The organism is Bacillus sp. ABA4_010, from assembly GCF_056159105.1.
In genome coordinates this window covers 2,373,286-2,394,539 of sequence record NZ_JBSWUN010000003.1, presented here as the reverse complement: position 1 = coordinate 2,394,539, position 21,254 = coordinate 2,373,286, and the positions used below count along the sequence as shown (strand labels likewise).

The following is a 21,254-nucleotide window of genomic DNA, read 5'->3' as shown; positions in this document are numbered from 1 at the left end:
CAAATTAAAAATAGGCATGTGCACCTTCATGTAGAAGGGCACATGCCTGTTATAATTCGTTAACAGCTCCAACCGTCATTTTTCCGTATATATCTTCACGTATTAAAAGAGTCACTTCTGTCCCCGATACAAACTGAGTCGCGATGTCCTGTTCATGTAAATAATCGGCTAATGGAAGCAGATGCGGTTCCTTATCGATATACACTTTAATGGTTTGTTGATTAGGCATCGAGTCGTAATTAGCTGTAATGATTTTCTCGATTTCGTCCGTTTCCGGTTCATATAAAACTTCTATATTTTTAATAGTATAGTTATCATTTTTAGTTTCAGTAAATTGAATAAGGAGTCCTGATCCAAGCTTAAAGGAGTTTAATTCCTCTTGACAGGCTGTTTCACCCGCACAGCGATAAATACCTGAAGTTCCTTCTACATTAAATTCAATCGAGTCGTGATCAATGTGTTTTGTTAAGGTTCCAACAACATCCCTTATTGGGTCGTTTGAAGGAGCATAGCCCTGCTGTGCTTCTGCTTGCGGTAAAATTAAAAGTCCTCCTGCCATGAATGTCCCTAAGGCAAAGGTAGCTATTCCGGTTACAATTTTTTTGTTGCTTTTGAAATGTTTGTTTAACAGCGGTTGTTTAAGATTTTTTTTCTTATTAGTATGGACAGGTTGCTTTTGGTTCCCTTTATTTGACATAACAATCCGCTCCTTCATTCTAATCATTTTTTGATTACAAAACTAAAGATTAGGATAGTTTATCGTTTTTATTCCCTCTAGTAGAAAGGGGTAAACTTGAAAAGCCTCCTTATAACTAGGTTCATAGTTTAATAATGGATAATAATGGAGCAGAAGGCAAGTTTTTTAGTATGTTTCTTTTGGTGTTCTCCCTTTATCATAAGAGTAAGAGATTAATTGGACGTTCTGTCGACTCAATCTCGATAAACGCAAAACGGATGAAAGTCCGTGACGCAAAGCTACAGGGACTAAGGTGTTCAATGAACTCTATGTCTGCCAGCTGCCGAAAGATGAAAGGGACAGCCTATTTACAGGTGAGAAGCGAAATGTGGAAAGAGATTGAAGAGTTGTGATGTGAGTCAATTTCTTCCTTTCGTGAGAGCTTCTGTAAAGTTGTACCCTCGCTTATCGGTTAAGCGGGGGTATTTTTATATTCTCGTTCGGTGTAAATGGCGTAGCTGTCAGCTCATTTGCTCGAATCGGCTGTTTGGTCACGAAGCATTTCCAGGGAGCATTGGATAAAAAAATGCCTCTCAAAGGCAGAAAGATGGAGAAGAGATGAAGAAATTTATAGTGTATATATTAGCTGTCGTGTTGACCTTAACTAGTCTGCCTGTTTTACAGGCAACGGCTGGTTATGAACCAACGATACAAGTCAAGCTAGTCAATTATTTAGGGAATAAAACCGAATTGACCATTAAGCCTTCAGACAATTACGAGACCAATGACAAGGGAATCGTCTTAAAATCGGGCACTTTGTATACATTAAAAGCGGAAAATGGAAATGTTGTATTATACGAGGGACAGCGACGACTAAAAGAGTTTTCCACATTTGAAGTAATCCCTTTAAACAAAGATAGCACGTTATCCATTAACAGTCGTTCCTATTTTGGTAGTTTTACGTTCAGTCTGGAGAAGGGAATGTACATCCAACCGGTCAACTCTATTTCGATGGAAAAATACGTAAAAGGGGTCGTGCCGAACGAAATGCCAGCATCTTGGCATGCAGAAGCCTTGAAAGTACAAGCGATCGCCGCTAGAACATATGCTATGAGCTATATGCATAAAGTCATTGATGATACGATTAACTATCAAGTATACGGGGGAGCCAATTGGCATCCAAATAGCAGTTTAGCTGTCGATGAAACTGCAGGAGAAGTATTGAAGTATAACGGAAAATTAATTAGTGCGGTTTTCTCTGCCAGCAATGGCGGAATGACGGAATCGAATGCCAATGCTTGGGGAAATACGTCTGTATCCTATTTTCGTATGAAAGAGGACCCGTATGATCCGAAGATGACTTGGAATGTATCCGTGGCGAAAAAGCAAATCGATTTAACAGGTAAGGATTTGACGAAGCCGGATGTGTGGTGGTCTATGACGAAGGAAGCCGACGCTGTCATTTCATCCAATATTAAAACGTGGCTGCAGCAAAACGGCTATGCCAATAAAGATATGAAAATTGTCAATATTTCAGAGCTTTCGTTGTATTCCCCAACATCAGGTGGCAGAGTTAGCAAAGGAAGCATAACGGTTGATTTTCTTGTTAAGGATTTAAAAGCGGTAGACGGAAAGCTCGCTGTTCAAACATTGAAACTAACCGATGTGAGCGCGGCCAAGATAAGAGCAATAGTAGGGAACAGAGTTATTTTAAGCTACCTCGTCGATAACGTTACCAATTCTACTACGGTTATTCATATACAAGGACGTGGTGATGGACATGGAGTTGGCATGAGCCAATACGGGGCGAAAAAAGCAGCAGAATTAGGCAAAACGTATAAAGAGATTCTTGCTTTTTATTATGAAGGGACCACATTGGTGAAGGAATACGAACTTTACGTGAGTTTTAAAGATGTAACGAGTGCGCATTGGGCTGAAATGTATGTGAACGAACTATTCCAGAAAAATATTATTTCGGGCTATACGGATGGCACGTTTCGACCGAGCAATTCGGTGACAAGAGCCCAGTTCAGCAAGATTATTATTAATGCACTTGACTATGATCTTGTGTTTGATGAACAGACGTTTAACGATGTACCGAAAACGGATTGGGCGAATCCATATGTAGAGTCAGCGGTTCAACACGGTCTTTTATTGAAAAGTGAAGTAGGAGCGAGCTTTCAACCAAATACACCGATTACTCGTGAAGAAATGGCAATTATGATTGGTCGTGCTTTACAGTTATCACCTGTCAGTCGTCCGGAAAAATTTAAAGATAATTATGAAATGAATCGTCCAGGTTTAGTAGAGGCCGTTTCTGAAGCGGGAATTTTAGATGGTTATTCAGACGGAACTTTTAAGCCGGAAAATTCGCTTACGAGGGCGCAAGCTGCGAAAGTCATCTATTTAGCAATGGAGCAAAGTAATCCAAAATAGTGAGAGAAATCGATTTATATAACATGAAAGAGACATGGAGACCCATGTCTCTTTCATGTCTTAGCCAATTGGTTCCGCGGTGTTATCTCCATGGCCACCATGAGACGATTCATCGCCAGATTTTACAGAAACTTGAGTCCAATCTGTTCGATAGAAGCGAATCATTAAAGTCACACCAAGGACCATAATGAAGGTATAAAGTGCCATCCAAGCCCCAATGCTTTTCCATCCAAGCATGAAGGTAAAAAGATACGTCAGAGGGATGAACACTAACCAACCGGTGAGAACAGATGATTTAAGAAGAAAAGACGTGTCGCCAATTCCTCTCAGTCCGCCGGCATAAAAATTAAATAAGGCGTCAAAAATTTGCCAAAACGCCGAGATTTTAATGAGAGTAGCAGCCAAATGAGCCACATTCGCATCTGTCGTATACATATTCACAATAGAGTCAGCAAATATAAATTCCAGTGCCCCGAGAATTAAAATAAAAATGCTCCCAATGATGGCTGTTTCTGTTCCAAGTCTTCGTGCCTGAAGCGGATTTCCTTTCCCGACTTCTTGACCGACTAAGATGGTGGCGGTCGCACCGAAGGCAAAGGCTGGCATAAATCCGAAACTCATGACACTTAATGCAAGTTCATTGGCAGCGAGGGCGTTTGTTCCTAAGCGAGCGACAAAGATGGTAAAAACAAACATCGCGATGCTTTTTGAAAATTCTTCGATTCCTAACTTAGAGCTTTCAGTAAAGATAAGCTTTGATTCCGTTCGATTCCAAACTGCTTTTGAACGGGTGTTGTATTTTTTATGCAAGGTAACAAAGTAGACAAAAGCCGATCCAAGCATGATAATTGCTTCTCCAATGAAGACGGCCCATGCGGCACCTGCGAGCCCGATTTCAGGAAAGCCAGCATTTCCATAAGTCAAGGCATATGTGAAGAAAATCATGATGGCATTTCCGATAATGGATGTAACCATTGGTGTTTTCGCATCACCAATCCCCCGAAAAAAGCCGTGGAAAACAAAGGTGAAAACAGAAAACGCCATGGCTAAAAAGCGGATTGTTAAATAATCTTCGCCTTGCTTAACAAAGTTCGTTGAAGATTCCATCAAAGATAAAATATCTTTTGAAGCAAATAAGCCTGTTCCAATAATTAATATGCTGGCAACTACACAAAAATAAAGAGCGAGTTGTGTCCGTTCAACCCCTTTTTTCATTTCATGCGATCCAAAATTTTGAGCGACAAGATAATTGACGGTATGACCAATTCCCGAAAACAAGGCCCATACATTGTACATAATGATATTAGACACACCTACAATGGCAATAGCGAGAGCTCCAAGCTGACCGACCATAATAAGGTTAATCGTTCCAGTCGCGGTCATCGCGGCAAAAGAAGCAATGGAAGGAATGGCAAGCTGTAATATTCTTTTCCAGTTCATGTTCGTTCTCCTAATCGTTAAATTCATGATGCAGTAACAATTCCTCATCTATCTTATATGATGGTTACTAATTTTACCATCTGTTTTTTTGCCTATTTCAACGGAGATTAGGTGAATACTTAAGAATGAAAGTGAAAATTTTCCTTTACAAATGATATGAATGTGATTTATAGTGAATTTGTAATTTTCAAAACTTAATTTATTTTGAACTAGGGGTGTCCAATAAGTTGGGCTGAGAGAGAAACGCGCTGAAGTTTCTTAACCCTCAGGACCTGATCTGGTTCATACCAGCGTGGGGAAGTTAGAAGCTACTATAATGATGGATATCATTATATATTTGTGCTAACATCAGCCGGGTCTTTAAACAAGACCCGGCTTTTCATGCTGTTTACGGACTAGATTTCGTCAAATCCATTTAAAAAGGAGAGAGCGAATGATGGTAAACAAACCAATGAACGACATGAATCTTTCTATCATGTCTAGTTTTGCAGGGAGTAAAAAGGTATATGTAGAAGGATCAAGGGTTGATTTGCAAGTTCCGATGCGAGAAATTGCGCTAAGTCCGACAACTGGATCATTTGGGAAAGAGGAAAATCCCCCTTTGCGTGTATATGATACAAGCGGCCCATATACAGATCCAGACTATTCAATCGATATTCGAAAAGGGCTTCGTCCGATGCGCCAAAATTGGGTGTTGGAGCGAGGAGATGTGGAAGAGTATGAAGGCCGTGAAGTCAAGCCAGAAGACAATGGCTACAAAAGCGGCGATCCGCGAGCGAACAATGATATCTTTCAAGGACTGAAACGGCAGCCGCTCCGTGCAAGAAGGGGAAATAATGTCACGCAAATGCACTATGCGAAGAAAGGAATCATTACACCGGAAATGGAGTTTATCGCCATTCGGGAACATGTTTCGCCTGAGTTTGTGCGAACAGAGGTAGCGCGTGGAAGGGCTGTTATTCCGTCTAATATCAATCACCCGGAAAGCGAGCCGATGATTATCGGACGCAACTTTCATGTAAAGATTAATGCGAATATTGGGAATTCTGCTGTTACATCCTCTATTGAAGAAGAAGTGGAAAAGATGACATGGGCAACAAGGTGGGGAGCCGACACGATGATGGACCTCTCGACAGGGAAAAACATCCATACAACCCGTGAATGGATCATTCGAAATTCGCCAGTGCCGGTCGGAACTGTCCCAATTTATCAAGCACTTGAAAAAGTAAATGGAGTGGCAGAAGATTTAACGTGGGAAGTGTTTCGCGATACATTAATTGAACAAGCAGAACAAGGGGTTGATTACTTTACCATTCATGCTGGTGTTCTTCTTCGATATATTCCGTTAACCGCAAAGCGTGTGACAGGAATTGTTTCCCGCGGAGGCTCCATTATGGCCCAATGGTGCCTCGCACATCATAAAGAGAACTTTCTTTACACCCATTTTGAAGAAATTTGTGAAATTATGAAAGCATATGATGTCACGTTTTCATTAGGAGATGGCCTTCGCCCCGGGTCGATTGCGGATGCGAATGATGAAGCCCAGTTTGCTGAATTGGAAACGCTCGGGGAACTCACCAAAATGGCTTGGAAGCATGATGTTCAAGTAATGGTTGAAGGACCTGGTCATGTGCCAATGCATTTGATTAAAGAAAACATGGATAAACAGTTGGAAATTTGCCAAGAAGCTCCATTTTATACGTTAGGCCCGCTGACGACTGATATCGCTCCAGGGTATGACCATATTACGTCGGCAATTGGAGCGGCCATGATTGGCTGGTTTGGAACGGCAATGCTTTGCTATGTGACACCGAAAGAACATTTAGGGTTGCCGAATAAAGAAGATGTTCGAGTAGGGGTTATTACGTATAAAATTGCCGCTCATGCCGCAGATTTGGCAAAAGGTCATCCAGGTGCCCAAAAGCGAGATGATGCCTTGTCAAAAGCGCGGTTCGAATTCCGGTGGCGCGATCAGTTTAATTTATCTCTCGACCCTGAACGGGCGCTTGAATATCATGATGAAACATTACCCGCAGAAGGTGCCAAGACTTCACACTTTTGTTCGATGTGCGGCCCGAAATTTTGCAGTATGAGAATCTCGCAAGATATTCGAGACATGGCGAGGGAAAAAGAGATGAACTTAGAAGAGGTTATTCATGAAGGGATGAAAGAAAAAGCGGATGAATTTAAAAACGCCGGCAGCGAAATTTATCGGGCCTAGTTTTTGGGCGGAAATGAAGAAAGGAGCCGTTCCATGGAAAGAGCCATTCAATTAAAAGCCGAAATTCGAAAGCTTGAAACAAAGCTGGAGCAGCTAAACGAAGAACTCATTATTTTCCAATTAAATTGTGAGCATGAATTTGAACAAAGTCATTACATTCAGCGATGCTTAAAGTGTCAACTAATGGAGAGTTTAAATTGGTGAGGAGTCTGCCTCATAAGAGGGATGCCCCCTTATGAGGCAGACTCAGAAACATAGACTAAGTTATATCAAGAATTTTGGTAAGCATTTCATATTGCATGAAACAGAAGAATAACTGTTTCTGAAACGGTATGGGACTTATTGAGCAGACGCTTTATGTTAGATTGACAGAAAAAATGTATCCAAATTGCAATTTATCGTTCAAATTATATTTACTTACAAGCTAATTCCCTGTAATCTGTTGTTGGAATAGTATCATTTTTAAGAAAACATCAGGAAGTGAAATGAGGGGATTTACAATGATTAAAGCAATTTTCTTTGATTTGGATGATACGCTGCTTTGGGATCAAAAAAGCGTAAAGGAAGCTTTTGCGGCAACATGCCGAGCAGCAACCGAAAAATATGATTTGAACGTAGAAGAACTAGAAGAAGCGGTTAGAAATGAGGCAAGAGAACTTTATTCTTCCTATGAAACGTATGAATTTACGCAAATGATTGGAATTAATCCATTTGAAGGACTTTGGGGTAATTTCTTGGATGAGGAAGATAATTTCCGGAAAATGAAAGACATTGTTCCTACTTATCGAAAGGATGCTTGGACAAGAGGGTTGAAGGCGTTAGGAATTGATGACCCAGAGTTTGGCGCTGAGTTAGCAGAACGTTTCCCTCAGGAACGACGCAACAGCCCGTTCGTCTATGATGAAACGTTTAACGTATTGGATGAATTAAAGGGTAAGTACCAGCTATTGCTTTTGACGAACGGATCGCCTGATTTGCAAAATACGAAGCTTGATATTACACCAGAACTTGTGCCTTATTTTGATCATATCGTCATTTCAGGTGCGTTTGGAAGAGGCAAACCGGATCCGTCTATTTTTGAACATGCCCTTGAGTTAATGTCCCTACATAAAGATGAGGTGCTCATGGTTGGCGATAATTTAATGACAGATATTTTAGGTGCTTCCCGTGTTGGCATCAAGTCGGTTTGGATTAATCGTCATGACAAAGAGCGAAATGAAGTCATTCCGACTTATGAAATTACGCATTTAGAGGAGCTTTATCCAATTTTAGCGACGCTTGCTACTAAATAAAAAAGAATGATGACTATTGATTCATCTTTTTAATGAAAATGAATGCGCAGAAAAAAGGGAAAAGACATCGTTCATGTAAAGTCTTTTCCCTTTCTAATTATGTTGAGAACGCCCAGACCGATACAGACTGTCCGTTTACAGGAAACACGGCAAAACCATCTTCTTCAATCATAATGGAATCATTGCGATTTCCTGTTACATCTACCCAACATTCTCCCGCTCGCTCTTTTCCAACAAACATTCGTTTTTCGCCATCATCTCCGTTGGAAATGACAACGGCACAACCTGATCCGTCAATATCTTCTATACCACGGCGAACCCATCCAATCGTGTTCGGATGATCAAAATAATCGTCTTGTTCACCGTATGCTTTATGGTAGCGAGCGTAGAGAAGAGGGTCAATTATAGCTTGTTTCCCTTCAATAGGCTCTTGTCCTCCGATGCCTACATAGTCCCCGTAAAAAACACAAGGGTATCCATCTTTACGCAGTAAAATTAGTGCATATGCACTTGGCTTAAACCAATCCTCTATCCATGATTCGAGTGATTCATGTGGTTGTGAATCATGGTTATCGACGAATGTGACCGCATGAAGAGGGTGGGCTTGAACGATTGTATGATCAAAGATTGTTGTTAAGTCAAAATCACGCCCGCTTTTGGAAGCTTCATGTAAGTTAAAATGAAGGGCGACATCGAACAAGTCAATGGTATAGTCTACATGATCTAACAATTCTTCGCAGGCTGCTAAGTCTGAGTTCCAAAACTCTCCTACAATATAAAATTCCTTTCCCTTATACGCCATCATTTCGTTTACAAAATCTCGGATGAAATTGTAGTTAATGTGTTTAATAGCATCTAAGCGATATCCATTGCACGACACTGTATCGGCAAACCATTTTCCCCAATGAATCATTTCCTTTCGAACGTCGGGATGGTTATAGTCAATATTGGCAAACATTAAATAATCATAATTTCCATATTCATCATCTACATCCTCATTCCAACCTTTATCTTCGCCTATTATTCGAAAAATGCCACTTCGATCTTGTTTGGCGTCATAGTCGGTCCCGTTAAAATGTTCAAATCCCCATTTGAATGAGGAGTACGTGTCATGTCGGTTTGGAAACGTAAATTTCGTCCAGCCTTCTATATCGAAGGGCTCAGAAATTTCTTCTTGCCGATTATCGGGATTGACTTCTACTACTTGAAATATTTCTGTTTCGTCCGCGCCTGCTTTATGATTCATGACAACATCGGCGTATACATTAATTCCATGTGAATGACAGGTGGCGATAGCATTAAGCAACTCCTGCTTCGTCCCGTATTTCGTACGAATTGCCCCTTTTTGATCAAATTCACCAAGGTCGTAAAGGTCATAAACGCTATAGCCCGCATCTTCAATTGAGGAAGCTTTCGTAGCAGGAGGAATCCAAATAGAGTCAATCCCTTTTTCTTTCAATTCTGCCGCCATCTCTTTCAACTCATTCCAGTGAGTTCCATCCGCTTTGACATGCCATTCGAAAAATTGCATCATTGTATGGTTTCGCATGAGTTTCTTTTCCCCTTTGCCTTATTGTGTATATGAAGACGATTGCATTGTTGGAAGAGTTATTTTGTCCCATCTTCTGTTTTTTATAATGGAATGCCCTTTGCACGGAGATTTGAAACATGTAGACATCGTGAAAAGAAGGATAAAAGAGAAAGTGACAAAGAAGGAGGATTAAACCAATTTTTATATAATAAGTATTAAATAACTAACAAAGAAGGACAGAGTGAGCAAGCCTCTAATTATGACAAAAGGAGTGTTGAAATGCAACGACAAAAGGTATTGGTAAATGGTGAAAGATTGAAGCAGGAGCTTGAACGATTTGCAGACTATGGTCGTACAGAAAACAATGGAGTAACTCGCCTTTCTTTATCGGAGGAAGACCGTCGTGTCAGAGATTATTTTCGTTCTTGCTGCGAAGAATTAGGGATGTCTGTCAAGGTGGATGATATGGGGTGCATGTATGCGACGCTTGAAGGCACGGAAAACAAGCCTCCCATTGTGATTGGGTCCCATTTAGATACGGTGAAAAAAGGAGGACGTTTTGACGGCGTCCTTGGAGTAGTAGCAGGTCTCGAAGTCGTGAGAACCCTTGTGGAAAATAAGATTAAACCTTCCATTCCGATTACAGTTGCTAATATTACAAATGAAGAGGGAGCTCGATTTGAACCTTCGATGATGGCATCAGGTGTACTTTCTGGAAAATTTGATAAAGCAGTCATGTTAAAGAAAACCGATAGAGAAGGAATTACCTTTGAACAAGCCCTTCGTGATATCAGATATGCCGGTGAGATTGAAAATCGCCTGCAAGAAGCTTCGGCCTTTTTGGAATTGCATATTGAGCAAGGTCCAATTCTTGAAAGAGAATCTTTGTCCATCGGTGTTGTGGAATGTGTAGTTGGAATGGTTTGTTATGAAATTCAAATTAGCGGAGAATCAGACCATGCAGGGACCACGCCGATGAATATGAGAAAAGATGCTCTTTTTGCGGCTAATAATTTAATTACCGAAGCTCGTCAAAAAATGAGTGAACTGGATGGGGAATTAGTATATACGATTGGGAGAATGAATGTTTCCCCGAACATTCATACAGTCATTCCGAACAAAGTAGTCTTTACACTGGAAGCAAGACATAAAGACCCGAAAGTTATTCGTTCAGTTGAAAGTATTATCCAAAAATTGCAGCAATCGTCCGCAAATGAAGGCTGCCATATACAAGCAACGAAACTGTGGGGGCGCGATACAGTATGGTTTGAAGAATCACTTTGCAATCAGTTGGAACAATCCTCATCCTCTCTCGGTTATTCATACAAAAGAATGGTGAGTGGTGCTGGGCATGATGCGCAATTTATTGCTAGCTTTATTCCGTCTGCCATGCTGTTTGTCCCAAGCTTGAACGGAAAAAGTCATTGTGAAGAAGAGTTTACATCTTGGGACGAGTGTGAAAAAGGGGTAAATGTGTTGCTAGATACGGTATTAAGTATCATGTCTGAATAAGGATTCATAAAAAATGGAATGCGTTTTTGGCATTCCATTTTTTATGAATGGGGTGTCTACCAAGGGAAAACCTGTCTTCTTGCAGATAGTCCCGTAAGATGAACGGTTACGCAGATTAAGGAATAATAAAGTTTTTGGTAAATGGTCCATCTATTTTCTACATCAATTTAGATAGATGTTTCTGCACTAAATTATTTAAGCGGTTTCATGAACTTGTTTGAAAAATTTTTTAGATGGATACAGAAACAATAACATTACTTGCCACAGATTAAAATATGAATAAGAGTATTGAATATCATATTAAAATTTATATTTATTTATAATAATTATAAAAAAGTATTGATTTTATATTGAGAAGTGTTATCATTGATTTGTGAAAACAATTGATGAGGTGATTCCATTATGACAATCGAAAAGAACAATTTAACAACTAGCTGGGGTGCGCCAGTAGGAGACAATCAAAACTCGATGACAGCAGGCTCACGCGGGCCTACATTAATTCAAGATGTCCATTTATTAGAAAAACTGGCACATTTCAATCGCGAGCGTGTTCCAGAGCGTGTCGTTCATGCAAAAGGAGCCGGGGCTCACGGTTATTTTGAAGTGACGAATGATGTTACGAAATATACGAAAGCGAAGTTTTTATCAGAGGTAGGCAAGCGAACGCCTTTATTTGTTCGTTTTTCAACAGTAGCTGGTGAAAATGGTTCTGCCGATACCGTTCGGGATCCTCGTGGATTTGCGGTTAAGTTTTATACGGAAGACGGGAATTATGATATTGTCGGAAATAATACACCGGTATTCTTTATTCGAGATGCCATTAAATTTCCTGATTTCATTCATACACAAAAAAGAGATCCGAAAACACATTTAAAAAATCCGACAGCGGTATGGGATTTCTGGTCTTTATCGCCTGAATCTCTACATCAAGTCACTATTTTAATGTCTGATAGAGGAATTCCTGCTACGTTGCGTCATATGCACGGTTTCGGCAGTCATACATTTAAATGGGTCAATGAACAAGGTGAGGGAGTATGGATTAAATATCACTTCAAGACAGAGCAAGGCGTGAAAAATTTATCTGTAGATGCGGCGAACCAACTTGCTGGTGAGAATCCGGATTATCATACAGAAGATTTGTTTAATGCGATTGAAAAAGGAGAGTTTCCGGCATGGACATTATATGTTCAAATTATGCCGCTTGAAGATGCCAACACGTATCGATTTGATCCATTCGATGTCACAAAGGTGTGGTCACAAAAAGATTATCCATTAATTGAAGTGGGACGTATGGTGTTAGACCGAAATCCGGAAAATTATTTTGCGGAAGTAGAACAGGCGACATTCTCACCTGGGACACTCGTGCCAGGTGTCGAGGTATCACCAGATAAAATGTTGCAAGGTCGATTATTTGCTTACTCAGACGCTCATCGCTACCGTGTAGGTGCTAACCACAACCTTCTTCCAATTAATCGTCCGAAGGTGGAGGCGAACAACTACCAACGTGACGGTCAAATGCGTTTTGACAATAACGGAGGAGGCTCTGTTTATTATGAGCCAAATAGCTTTGGGGGTCCAAAAGAATCACCGGAAAATAAACAAACGGCATACCCAATATCCGGTATGGCAGAAAGTGTAGGCTACGATCATGATGATCATTACACACAGGCTGGGGATTTATACCGTCTGTTAAGTGAAGAAGAGCGTACTCGACTTGTTGAAAATATTGTTAACGCGATGAAACCGGTAGAAAAGGAAGAGATTAAGTTACGTCAAATTCAGCATTTTTATAAAGCTGATAAAGAGTATGGAACGCGTGTAGCAGAGGGGCTTGGGTTATCTATTCCACAAGAAGTGAAGTAAGAGGTTGATTTTATCTTTTTTCACAAACCCGTCAGAGAGTCCGCTATTGTAATGGACTCTCGTGACGGGTTTTTAATCCAATATTGAAAGGCGGAAGAAAAGATGCTTCTTAAAGAAGAATGTTCAAAATGCGGTGCCAAAATCAAATATTTAAAGCATAGCATTTTATGTGAATGCGGAATTAAATTGAAAACAAAAAAATTAATGATGACACATAGGTAACTTTGTATATGAGCAGAAGTCTATCTTATATGTATCCCGACTAAAACACCATTTGGTTAAAAATCCATATGGTGTTTCTTTTATGTTTAAATGTTATGATAGTTTTAAATAGTTGAATAATCATTTGTTCATTTAGAGAAACAAGAAAATAGAATAACGACCGACAAATATTTTTCAGCGGAGGGTGGGGAACAGGATGAAGACAAATGTATATCTTAACGAAGAGGTCATTACAGATATTTTAGAAACAGCTAGTGAGCTTGTAGGGATTAACACATTTTTCGTCGGCGTATTGAATGAGACTTTTTCTGTTATTAAGGTGTTCAGCAAATCAACGGGGAGTGAAGTGGCAGAAGGGCTTGAAATTCCAAGACATCTGTCTGTTTGTAATTTAGTTTGTGATGAACCGCTTGTGATTAACGACACGATCGAAGATCCGAGAACGGCACATCTGCAAGTTATTTATGATACGAAGATCGGCTCTTATTTAGGGATACCTATTATGTTGAAAGATGGCGCTCTATTTGGTACGTTATGTGCTGTAAACCCTGAACCTTACGAATTCAGTTCGTATGAAATTAAAACAATGAAAAGATTGTCCAACATATTAGGAAATGTTATTAATGAGCAGCAACTCGAAGTAGTACCGAAAATTGAAAGTAAGATGCTTCAATTAGATAGAATGGCTTTAGTTGGACAATTAGCTGCGGGATTGGCTCATGAAATTAGGAATCCGATGCAGTCAGTCAAGGGGTTTGTTCAATTATTATTTAATGAAAACGAAACATCAGCTGAATTTAAGAAAATTGTTTTAAGTGAGCTGGATCGGATAAATCAGCTCGTTAGCGATTTTTTATTAGTGACACAGCCGACTGCTCCCAAAAAAGAAAGTGTTTCCGTTGGCCAGTTAATGAAGAATACTATTGAGTTATTGCAAGGTGAATCATCTCTTCATAATATAAAGATTGTTCTTGAAGAAGAAAAGAATGTCCCGAAGGCAGCACTTGATCCTTCTCAAATGAAGCAAGTCTTTATTAATTTATTAAAAAATGCAATGGAATCCATTGGAGAACATGGGCAGATTCATGTGCGTGTTCATCAAAGTGATGGATTGATCATCGTTTATATTAAAGATAGTGGGGAAGGCATTCCATTATCCATTATTAATAAAGTAGGAGATCCATTTTTTTCTACGAAAGAAGAGGGAATTGGGCTCGGTTTAGCTATTTGTAAAACGATTGTCAAAGAACATCACGGGAAACTGACGATTAAAAATCATGGGGACGGGACAATCGTGACGATTCAGCTCCCTTTAGGAAGTTAAAGAAAATCCTTCTGCGGCAGCCGATTGATAGGCGTTCAGAAGGATTTTTTTTGCTAGAGGGCATGATTTGCTACAAAAAGTGGTAATAGTATGAATGTGTAAATAGAATAGAAATGAACCTTTCAAGCAAATTATTTGTGAATGTTGCTTGTTTCATCTATTCTAGCATAGTAATTTTTTAAGAAGGGTTGAGTGAAAATGAATTTAGGACTTGAAAATAAATTAGTAGTCGTAACAGGATCAACGTCAGGGATTGGGAAAGGAATTGCCAAGTCATTTCTTCGAGAAGGGGCAAAAGTAATCGTCAATGGCCGAACGCAAAGCAGAGTGGATGAAACGGTGAGTGAGCTGGAAGCTTTCGGAACGGTATATGGTATTGCTGCAGATGTATCTGATGCGTCACAAGCGCAACAATTTGTTTCAAAAGTGAAAGAGTACGGAGAAGTGGATGTACTTGTAAATAATATGGGCGTTTTTGAGGTGAAGGCATTTGAAGATGTAACAGATGATGAGTGGATGCACTATTTTAATGCAAATGTACTGAGTGCAGTACGCTTGTCTCGTTCATTCCTGCCAGAGATGTTAAAACGAAATACAGGTCGTATTTTAAATATTGCGAGTGAGGCAGGAGTCAAACCGCTTCCGCAGATGGTTCCATATTCTGTTACGAAAACAGCCTTAATTAGCTTGTCTAGAGGGTTGGCAGAATTAACAAAGGGAACGAATGTAACGGTTAACAGTGTGTTGCCGGGACCAACATGGACAGAGGGAGTAGAAGGTTACATGGTAGGTGCAGCCAAAGCGGAAAATGAGGAACTTGAGCCATTTACAGCTAACTACTTTAAAAATAATGAACCGACTTCACTTATCCAACGCTTTGCAACAGTAGAAGAAGTAGCAGATACAGTTGTCTTTTTAGCTTCTAAAAATGCTTCCGCCATTAATGGAGTAGCACAACGAGTAGAAGGCGGGATTATCCGTTCTCTGTAAAAGAGAATGTAGAATAAAAGAACGATGAAGAGAACAACGTCAATGGTTTGCCCGTATTGATGTTGTTCTCTTTTTATTTTGTCTTTTTTTAGTGGCTTGAACTGATGGAATAAGTAATTGTTTGGTGCTGTCGGAACGGAATGTGAAAAATCCATTTATATCAATGGTCGAATCCCTTTATCATACATACTATAGTAATAACTATATAAATTAATCTAGAAAATTGGATATGACAAAAGAGTATTCATGCCCGATTTTCTAGACGTAAGCGGATGACAATTCGCAGAATGAAAACAGCAAGTCGCTAACGGAGAGGGGGGATTTGTTGGAGCCGAAAAACAGTAAACAAGCTATTGAGTATGAAACGGCTATCGTCTTTTTACGTCTGTACAATAAAATGTTTCAAACCAACTATAAAATTATGGAACTATCAGATATACCAGATGTAATCTGTCGGGATCTTTCAACAGGCGAAGAATTGTCTCTTGAAATTACACTACATGAAGATGTCAAAGGAGAAATCTCTTTTTTATTAGGAAAAACAAAGGAGAATCCTAAACATGAGTCTGTTGTCCGTTTGGCTAAAACAAAGGAAGAAGAAGCGCTCTTTGCTTTAATGGAATCAGTTGATAAAAAACTGCTAAAGGATTATGGCAAACAAGTGGCATTAGTAATTCGGCATATGTCATCTAAATCGTGGAATCGCAATATTGAAAAAGTAAAGTGGTTATTAGATTTACAGCACACGCCTTTTGATAAAGGAATATGGATGCTGACGTCTGATGCGAAAATCATTCGGCTAGATTAAGTGAGGTACGACATACCGTTTCAAATGAAGAAAGAATTCGCGATCCTTTTTAGCACGTGAACATCGTGCTATTTTTGTTTGGAAGAAGGTGTATTTCTTTAAAGGTTTATTCAAATATCATTGAGATTGTGTAAGGATGTACTAAAATAAATAAGAAAGCGCTTTCTTATTTAGGCTATTGATGGTAAAATAATACTAATAAATGGGAATGAGGGTGTGATGAACATGAATAAAGCATTTCTGAAAGAATTAAAATGTATCGTCCAATGTGAAGTTCCGCTTACGGAGTACCGTTTGAAACGATTACAGGAAGAGTTTGGTCAGAGTCATGCTGCGATTAAACGGTTTCATCAGATGTTCTTAGAGAAGCGTCACCTACTACCATTTATTGATGATATTGAATCCATCGTGTACGACTATAAACTACATGGAGAGACGGCATGATGTGAGACCGCAAAGTAACGGGGGAAACGTTATTTTGCGGTCTCTTTATTTCCTAGACGTAAGCGGCTGTCTTCGCCGCTTGTGGGATTAGTGCCATCCGCTTAGGGGAATCTCTTATGAACGTTTTTCCATTAAATAAGGCAGTATAAAAGGGAAGGATTTGAAACGGACATTTCGCCATGGTTCTTCGTGAGGTATAATGGACTTGGGCATGTACTGGAAAATGACATAAATATTTGACTAGAAGGAGTTTAAGGCGATTATATGAACATAACTAGAGAAGATATCCATAAAGTTGTTGCAACATTAATGAAGCAATTAACACAAAACATAGACCGTGAACAATTGCAACAAGATGTAAAAAGAAAGATTTTAGATCAGCGAAACCATGCGAAAACAGAAGAAGAATATATGAACCTGCTCGTTACGAACGTTGCGTACGTTTCGGAAGAGAACCGCGCCCTTCAGCAAATGTTCGAGACGATATTGGCCGATCAAGCGATCCCAACGACTGTTTCATTGGAATCATCCATGTATGAAACAAAATTTCGATTAAAAGAAAATTTGAAGGAAGTCGTTCCGCCTTATGTTCGCCATTTTTTGACCATTCAAGACCCAGCGGAGCGCATTCGTAAAATGGAGTTGGCGTATGGTCCTGCCTTAATTAGCAATCGTTTGAAAACTCAGTTTTTATTGGCGTTTGCAAATAAAGAAAATGTTGAGACATCCAGTATGTTTTTTGCGGCAGACCGTACTGATGCCGCCGAATCGTTTCATCAGGTGAGCGGAGTGTTTGCCAGCATGGCATTAGAAGGATTAGATTTAGAAGGAAAGCGCGGGGAATAGGTCCTGCGCTTTTTGTATTTTTTAGTTTTAATGGGTAAATATAACATTTTTCTTTAAAAAACAAAGAGATTTCCATGCTGTACTATTGTTCGTTCAATGTTTAGACAAAATTCAACGGTTCCATGAGAAGCATTTCGTTTCACTTTCTGTTAAAATAGCATAGTAGAATAGAGAAGAACATATTATCTTTCAACAGATAAATTAGAAGAGGAGAATGGTTGTGAAAAATTCTGAATTAATGGCCAAAGAATCCTTTTCTATGAAACATTATTTTTCATGGAAAGTGATAAAAGCTATTGTAAAAACCGGGATTATTAAATCGAATGTGATGGGGATGTTCGCAGGCCTTTGCTTAGCGTTGTATGCGAACAATCTAAGCTTTTTCGAGCAAATCCCGATGATTATTCTAACATTACTAGGAACATCTTTCGTTGTAGGTGGATCAGGAGCCATTAACAATTTCTATGATCGTGATATCGATACAGTGATGGAAAGAACGATGGACAGACCGACGGTAGACGGCTCCATTAATCCCAAATTTGCACTTTGGCTTGGCGTTTCGCTTGTTGCGGTTGGTTTAGGTCTTTTGTTGTTTGTTTCTAACATGGCAGCAATAATGGGCTTTTTAGGATTTTTTCTTTATGTATTCCCTTATACGATGATGACAAAACGAACAACCATCTATAATACAGAGGTAGGAAGTCTATCTGGAGCTATGCCACCGCTTATTGGATGGGCGGCTGTATCTACAGATATTTTTCACCCAATTGCTATTGGGTTGTTTGTTCTAATGTTCCTGTGGCAGCCACCGCATTTTTATGCTATTGCCATTAGAAGGTTAGAAGAGTATAAAGCAGCAGGAGTGCCAATGCTTCCAGTTATTAAAGGAATCCATCGTACAAAAGTTCAAACGATTGTTTATTTAGTATTATTATTGATGTCGTCCTTTTTATTTTGGTCGTTCAGTAAAGTTATCGTTTTTACGATGATTGGCTTAACGCTTATTTGGATGTTGATTGGTATTATCGGTTTTAATAAAATGAAAGATATGAAGTGGGCGACGGTTATGTTTGTCGTTTCTCTCAATCATTTAACAATTCTTTTTGTGCTTATGATTGTAATTTCGTTTATTAAATAGATTTGAAAATAAAGAGGATTTCTATCGGCAGAGATTTTCCTTCGTCCTTCACCGGTGGTTAGGACTTATGATAAAAAAACTGATGGTCATTAAATCCATCAGTTTTTTTGCGTTGTGCGTTGAATGATAAATGAGTGTGTAGAATATAAGGGATTTACTTGCTTCTTTAGGCCGAGTGTCTTTCGTTGACTTTCTAAACTGTACATATTAAAATTACAGTATTTCACGACACCGTAAGGAGGAGAAATGAATCGTGATGTTCGATAAACAGCATTTGGAAGCGGCGAGCTGGGTGAAGGGGAAGTTAAGGGATGGCGAATTAATCCATGGATATATAAAAGCGATAGATGCCGGTTATAATATAGCATCTGTTTACATTGTTGAATGTGATAATGAAGAGTTGGTTGGAAAAATCGTATCTGTGTCAACGAAAGCCCTTGAAAAGCTGTCAGCTTCGCTTGCTCGAAGTGAAGCGCAACTAATGAACTTAATCGATCTTGCACTTTTAACGAAAGATGAGCAATGGTTTATGGAGTTGTCAAAGGAATTGCAGTCTCTTAAAGAAAATTCGCGAATTAATAAGCAAGAAAGTACAATTCATCTACCAGTTCGTAATCAGAATGGGCAGTTTGATATAAAGGGTAATCTATAGAGGGAATGTACACAATAATGGAATAGTAAATGGAGCAGTCCGATTATGAGAGGAGAACATAACATGAAATGCAAAATTAACCGAAATGCAGCGAAAGTATTGCAACAGATGTTAAACAGTGAAGAAGGGAAAGGGAAAATGATTCGTGTGTTTGTAACGGGTCATCACGGAGATCATGCGCATTATGACCTTAAGCTCGATGAAGCGACGGAACATGATGAAATTGTTCAAACAGACAAAGGAATTGATGTATTGTTAGATAGCCGTGATGAATTTTTAGATGGTGTTTGGATTCAATATTTTTATGTACCTCAAGAAGGCTTTGTAGTAAACAACCCGTCTAAAGGAAATCATCATCATTAATTGTGAGGCGCCCTTTTCTTTTCCTGATTGCTTAACAGGAGAAGGAAAGGGCGCCTTTATAGTTTGGGAATGTCAGGACTCCTCACACACAATTATCAGAAATTTATAAAAATGTATTGAAATTTTAAATTCATGCGCTAAAATAAAACATAACAACAAAATGTTATATCTTCTAACATAGAATGTTAAAAGATATTCCGTTTAAAACTAGGGGGGAAAGATGATGGATCCAATTTATTTAATGAATAGTCTGTGGGTTATGTTGGCAGCCATTTTAGTTATCTTTATGTTAGGTGGATTTATTTTACTCGAAGCTGGCTCGACTCGAATGAAAAATGCGGGTCACATTGCTGGGAAAACCATCTTTACATTCGGTCTAGCATCACTTGTGTTTTGGGCGGTTGGATTTGGTTTTATTTTCGGTGATAATGCAAACTTTTTAGTAGGACTTTCACATTTCTTTTATTCAGGATATGAATTGGAAGGTATGAGCCTTTCTTCAGCTGTTTTCTTCGTATTCCAATTAGCCTTTGCGGGTATTGCTATTACGATTGCACTTGGAGGATTTGCTGAGCGGGCTAAATTATCTGTCTACTTAGTCTTCACTCTTTTATTCTCTGCGTTAGTTTATCCAGTTGTTGCTCACTGGATTTGGGGCGGCGGTTGGTTAGCTGAACACGGAAAACAAGACTTTGCAGGCTCTACAGTTGTTCACTTAACAGGAGCAATGGCTGCACTGGCAGCAACTATTTTGCTTAAACCTCGTATTGGAAAATACAATAAAGATGGTTCGGCTAATAACATTTATGGTCATAACCAAGTATATACGGCACTTGGAGTTCTTATTCTATGGGTCGGTTGGTTTGGGTTCAATGCTGGAAGTACAGTATCAGTTGACGGTGGATTCTTTGGATTTGTTGCTTTAAATACAAACTTGGCAGCGGGAGCTGGCGCGGTAGCGGCACTTATTATTTCATGGATGGTCCTTGGAAAATCTGATGTTCCAACGATGTTAAATGGCGCATTAGCAGGTCTTGTTGCTATCACTGCATCTTGTGCATTTGTTGATACGTGGGCAGCGGTTGTAATTGGATTTGTAGCGGGTATTCTTGTATTTTACAGCGTAAGATTTTTTGAGAAAAGAAAAATTGATGATCCGATTTTTGCTTTATCTGTTCATGGAGCAGCAGGAATCTGGGGAACGTTGTCAACTGGTTTCTTCGCAACACCGGAATTAGCAACGGTCGGACTGCCAGGATTGTTCTACGGAGGAGGATTTACACAGCTCGGTGTCCAATTTATGGGAGTAGCAGTTTCTGGTGCTTATGCATTTGTCGTGTCATACATTATTTTAGCTGTTACGAAAAAAGTAATGAACGGACTTCGTGTAACAGAAGAAGAAGAAATTATGGGATTGGATATTAGTGAACATGGCAGTTATGGATATCCTGAAGCATTTACAGGAAAAGAAGAAAATAAGCTTAGCTCATAAGTGG

The 21,254-nt window shown here is 39.4% G+C and carries 18 protein-coding genes and 2 riboswitches; of the genes, 15 read left to right on the top strand and 3 right to left on the bottom strand.

Going from position 1 to position 21,254, the window contains the following annotated elements; translation table 11 throughout:
• Positions 1-49 precede the first annotated feature (49 nt).
• Positions 50-697, bottom strand: a complete 648-nt coding sequence (locus tag ACXAEO_RS13075) for a hypothetical protein (protein WP_474881651.1) — start codon at positions 695-697, stop codon at positions 50-52.
• Positions 698-934: 237 nt separating this feature from the next.
• Positions 935-1,024: riboswitch (cyclic di-GMP riboswitch) on the top strand.
• 270 nt (positions 1,025-1,294) lie between these two features.
• Here ACXAEO_RS13075 and ACXAEO_RS13070 point away from each other — a divergent pair.
• Complete coding sequence (locus tag ACXAEO_RS13070; RefSeq protein ID WP_474881649.1) at positions 1,295-3,112, top strand: SpoIID/LytB domain-containing protein; 1,818 nt, start codon at positions 1,295-1,297, stop codon at positions 3,110-3,112.
• Between the two features lie 60 nt (positions 3,113-3,172).
• Here the strand turns inward: ACXAEO_RS13070 and ACXAEO_RS13065 are convergent, their stop codons facing one another.
• Positions 3,173-4,552, bottom strand: a complete 1,380-nt coding sequence (locus ACXAEO_RS13065; protein ID WP_474881647.1) for an MATE family efflux transporter — start codon at positions 4,550-4,552, stop codon at positions 3,173-3,175.
• 201 nt (positions 4,553-4,753) lie between these two features.
• A riboswitch (TPP riboswitch) is annotated at positions 4,754-4,868 on the top strand.
• A 120-nt stretch (positions 4,869-4,988) separates the two neighbouring features.
• Here ACXAEO_RS13065 and thiC point away from each other — a divergent pair.
• From thiC to ACXAEO_RS13050, 3 genes are all read left to right on the top strand, one after another.
• Positions 4,989-6,773 carry a phosphomethylpyrimidine synthase ThiC gene (gene thiC / locus ACXAEO_RS13060; RefSeq protein ID WP_474884142.1) on the top strand — a complete coding sequence of 595 codons (1,785 nt, stop codon included), beginning with the start codon at positions 4,989-4,991 and terminating at the stop codon, positions 6,771-6,773.
• Between the two features lie 33 nt (positions 6,774-6,806).
• Positions 6,807-6,977, top strand: a complete 171-nt coding sequence (locus tag ACXAEO_RS13055) for a hypothetical protein (protein ID WP_474881644.1) — start codon at positions 6,807-6,809, stop codon at positions 6,975-6,977.
• A 296-nt stretch (positions 6,978-7,273) separates the two neighbouring features.
• Positions 7,274-8,065 carry an HAD family hydrolase gene (locus ACXAEO_RS13050; RefSeq protein ID WP_474881642.1) on the top strand — a complete coding sequence of 264 codons (792 nt, stop codon included), beginning with the start codon at positions 7,274-7,276 and terminating at the stop codon, positions 8,063-8,065.
• A 97-nt stretch (positions 8,066-8,162) separates the two neighbouring features.
• Here ACXAEO_RS13050 and ACXAEO_RS13045 read toward each other — a convergent pair whose 3' ends face one another.
• The gene (locus ACXAEO_RS13045) at positions 8,163-9,614 is read right to left on the bottom strand and encodes an alpha-amylase (protein ID WP_474881640.1); all 1,452 of its coding nucleotides are present in this window, start codon (positions 9,612-9,614) and stop codon (positions 8,163-8,165) included.
• A gap of 261 nt (positions 9,615-9,875) precedes the next feature.
• Here ACXAEO_RS13045 and ACXAEO_RS13040 point away from each other — a divergent pair, with 261 nt between their 5' ends.
• The 11 genes from ACXAEO_RS13040 (at position 9,876) to ACXAEO_RS12990 (ending at position 21,250) form a co-directional block, all read left to right on the top strand.
• Positions 9,876-11,108, top strand: a complete 1,233-nt coding sequence (locus ACXAEO_RS13040; protein WP_474881638.1) for an allantoate amidohydrolase — start codon at positions 9,876-9,878, stop codon at positions 11,106-11,108.
• Between the two features lie 408 nt (positions 11,109-11,516).
• Positions 11,517-12,971 (top strand): catalase KatA, encoded by a 1,455-nt coding sequence (gene katA / locus ACXAEO_RS13035; RefSeq protein ID WP_474884140.1) that lies wholly within the window; start codon positions 11,517-11,519, stop codon positions 12,969-12,971.
• 418 nt (positions 12,972-13,389) lie between these two features.
• The gene (locus ACXAEO_RS13030; RefSeq protein ID WP_474881636.1) at positions 13,390-14,517 is read left to right on the top strand and encodes an ATP-binding protein; all 1,128 of its coding nucleotides are present in this window, start codon (positions 13,390-13,392) and stop codon (positions 14,515-14,517) included.
• A gap of 198 nt (positions 14,518-14,715) precedes the next feature.
• A complete protein-coding gene (locus ACXAEO_RS13025) occupies positions 14,716-15,507 on the top strand; it encodes an SDR family NAD(P)-dependent oxidoreductase (protein ID WP_474884139.1) in 792 nt (263 codons plus the stop codon).
• A gap of 325 nt (positions 15,508-15,832) precedes the next feature.
• The gene (locus tag ACXAEO_RS13020; RefSeq protein WP_474881634.1) at positions 15,833-16,315 is read left to right on the top strand and encodes a hypothetical protein; all 483 of its coding nucleotides are present in this window, start codon (positions 15,833-15,835) and stop codon (positions 16,313-16,315) included.
• Between the two features lie 225 nt (positions 16,316-16,540).
• Positions 16,541-16,759 carry a hypothetical protein gene (locus ACXAEO_RS13015; protein WP_474881631.1) on the top strand — a complete coding sequence of 73 codons (219 nt, stop codon included), beginning with the start codon at positions 16,541-16,543 and terminating at the stop codon, positions 16,757-16,759.
• A gap of 264 nt (positions 16,760-17,023) precedes the next feature.
• Positions 17,024-17,605: a hypothetical protein gene (locus ACXAEO_RS13010; protein WP_474881629.1), complete on the top strand. Its 582-nt coding sequence runs from the start codon at positions 17,024-17,026 to the stop codon at positions 17,603-17,605.
• 220 nt (positions 17,606-17,825) lie between these two features.
• A complete protein-coding gene (gene cyoE / locus ACXAEO_RS13005; protein WP_474881627.1) occupies positions 17,826-18,743 on the top strand; it encodes a heme o synthase in 918 nt (305 codons plus the stop codon).
• Positions 18,744-18,999: 256 nt separating this feature from the next.
• Positions 19,000-19,395, top strand: coding sequence for an IDEAL domain-containing protein (locus tag ACXAEO_RS13000; RefSeq protein WP_474884138.1), 396 nt, complete (start codon positions 19,000-19,002; stop codon positions 19,393-19,395).
• A gap of 63 nt (positions 19,396-19,458) precedes the next feature.
• Entirely contained in the window at positions 19,459-19,758 is a 300-nt protein-coding gene (locus ACXAEO_RS12995; RefSeq protein ID WP_474881625.1) for an iron-sulfur cluster assembly accessory protein, read from the top strand.
• Between the two features lie 223 nt (positions 19,759-19,981).
• Complete coding sequence (locus ACXAEO_RS12990) at positions 19,982-21,250, top strand: ammonium transporter (RefSeq protein ID WP_474884136.1); 1,269 nt, start codon at positions 19,982-19,984, stop codon at positions 21,248-21,250.
• Positions 21,251-21,254: the final 4 nt, after the last annotated feature.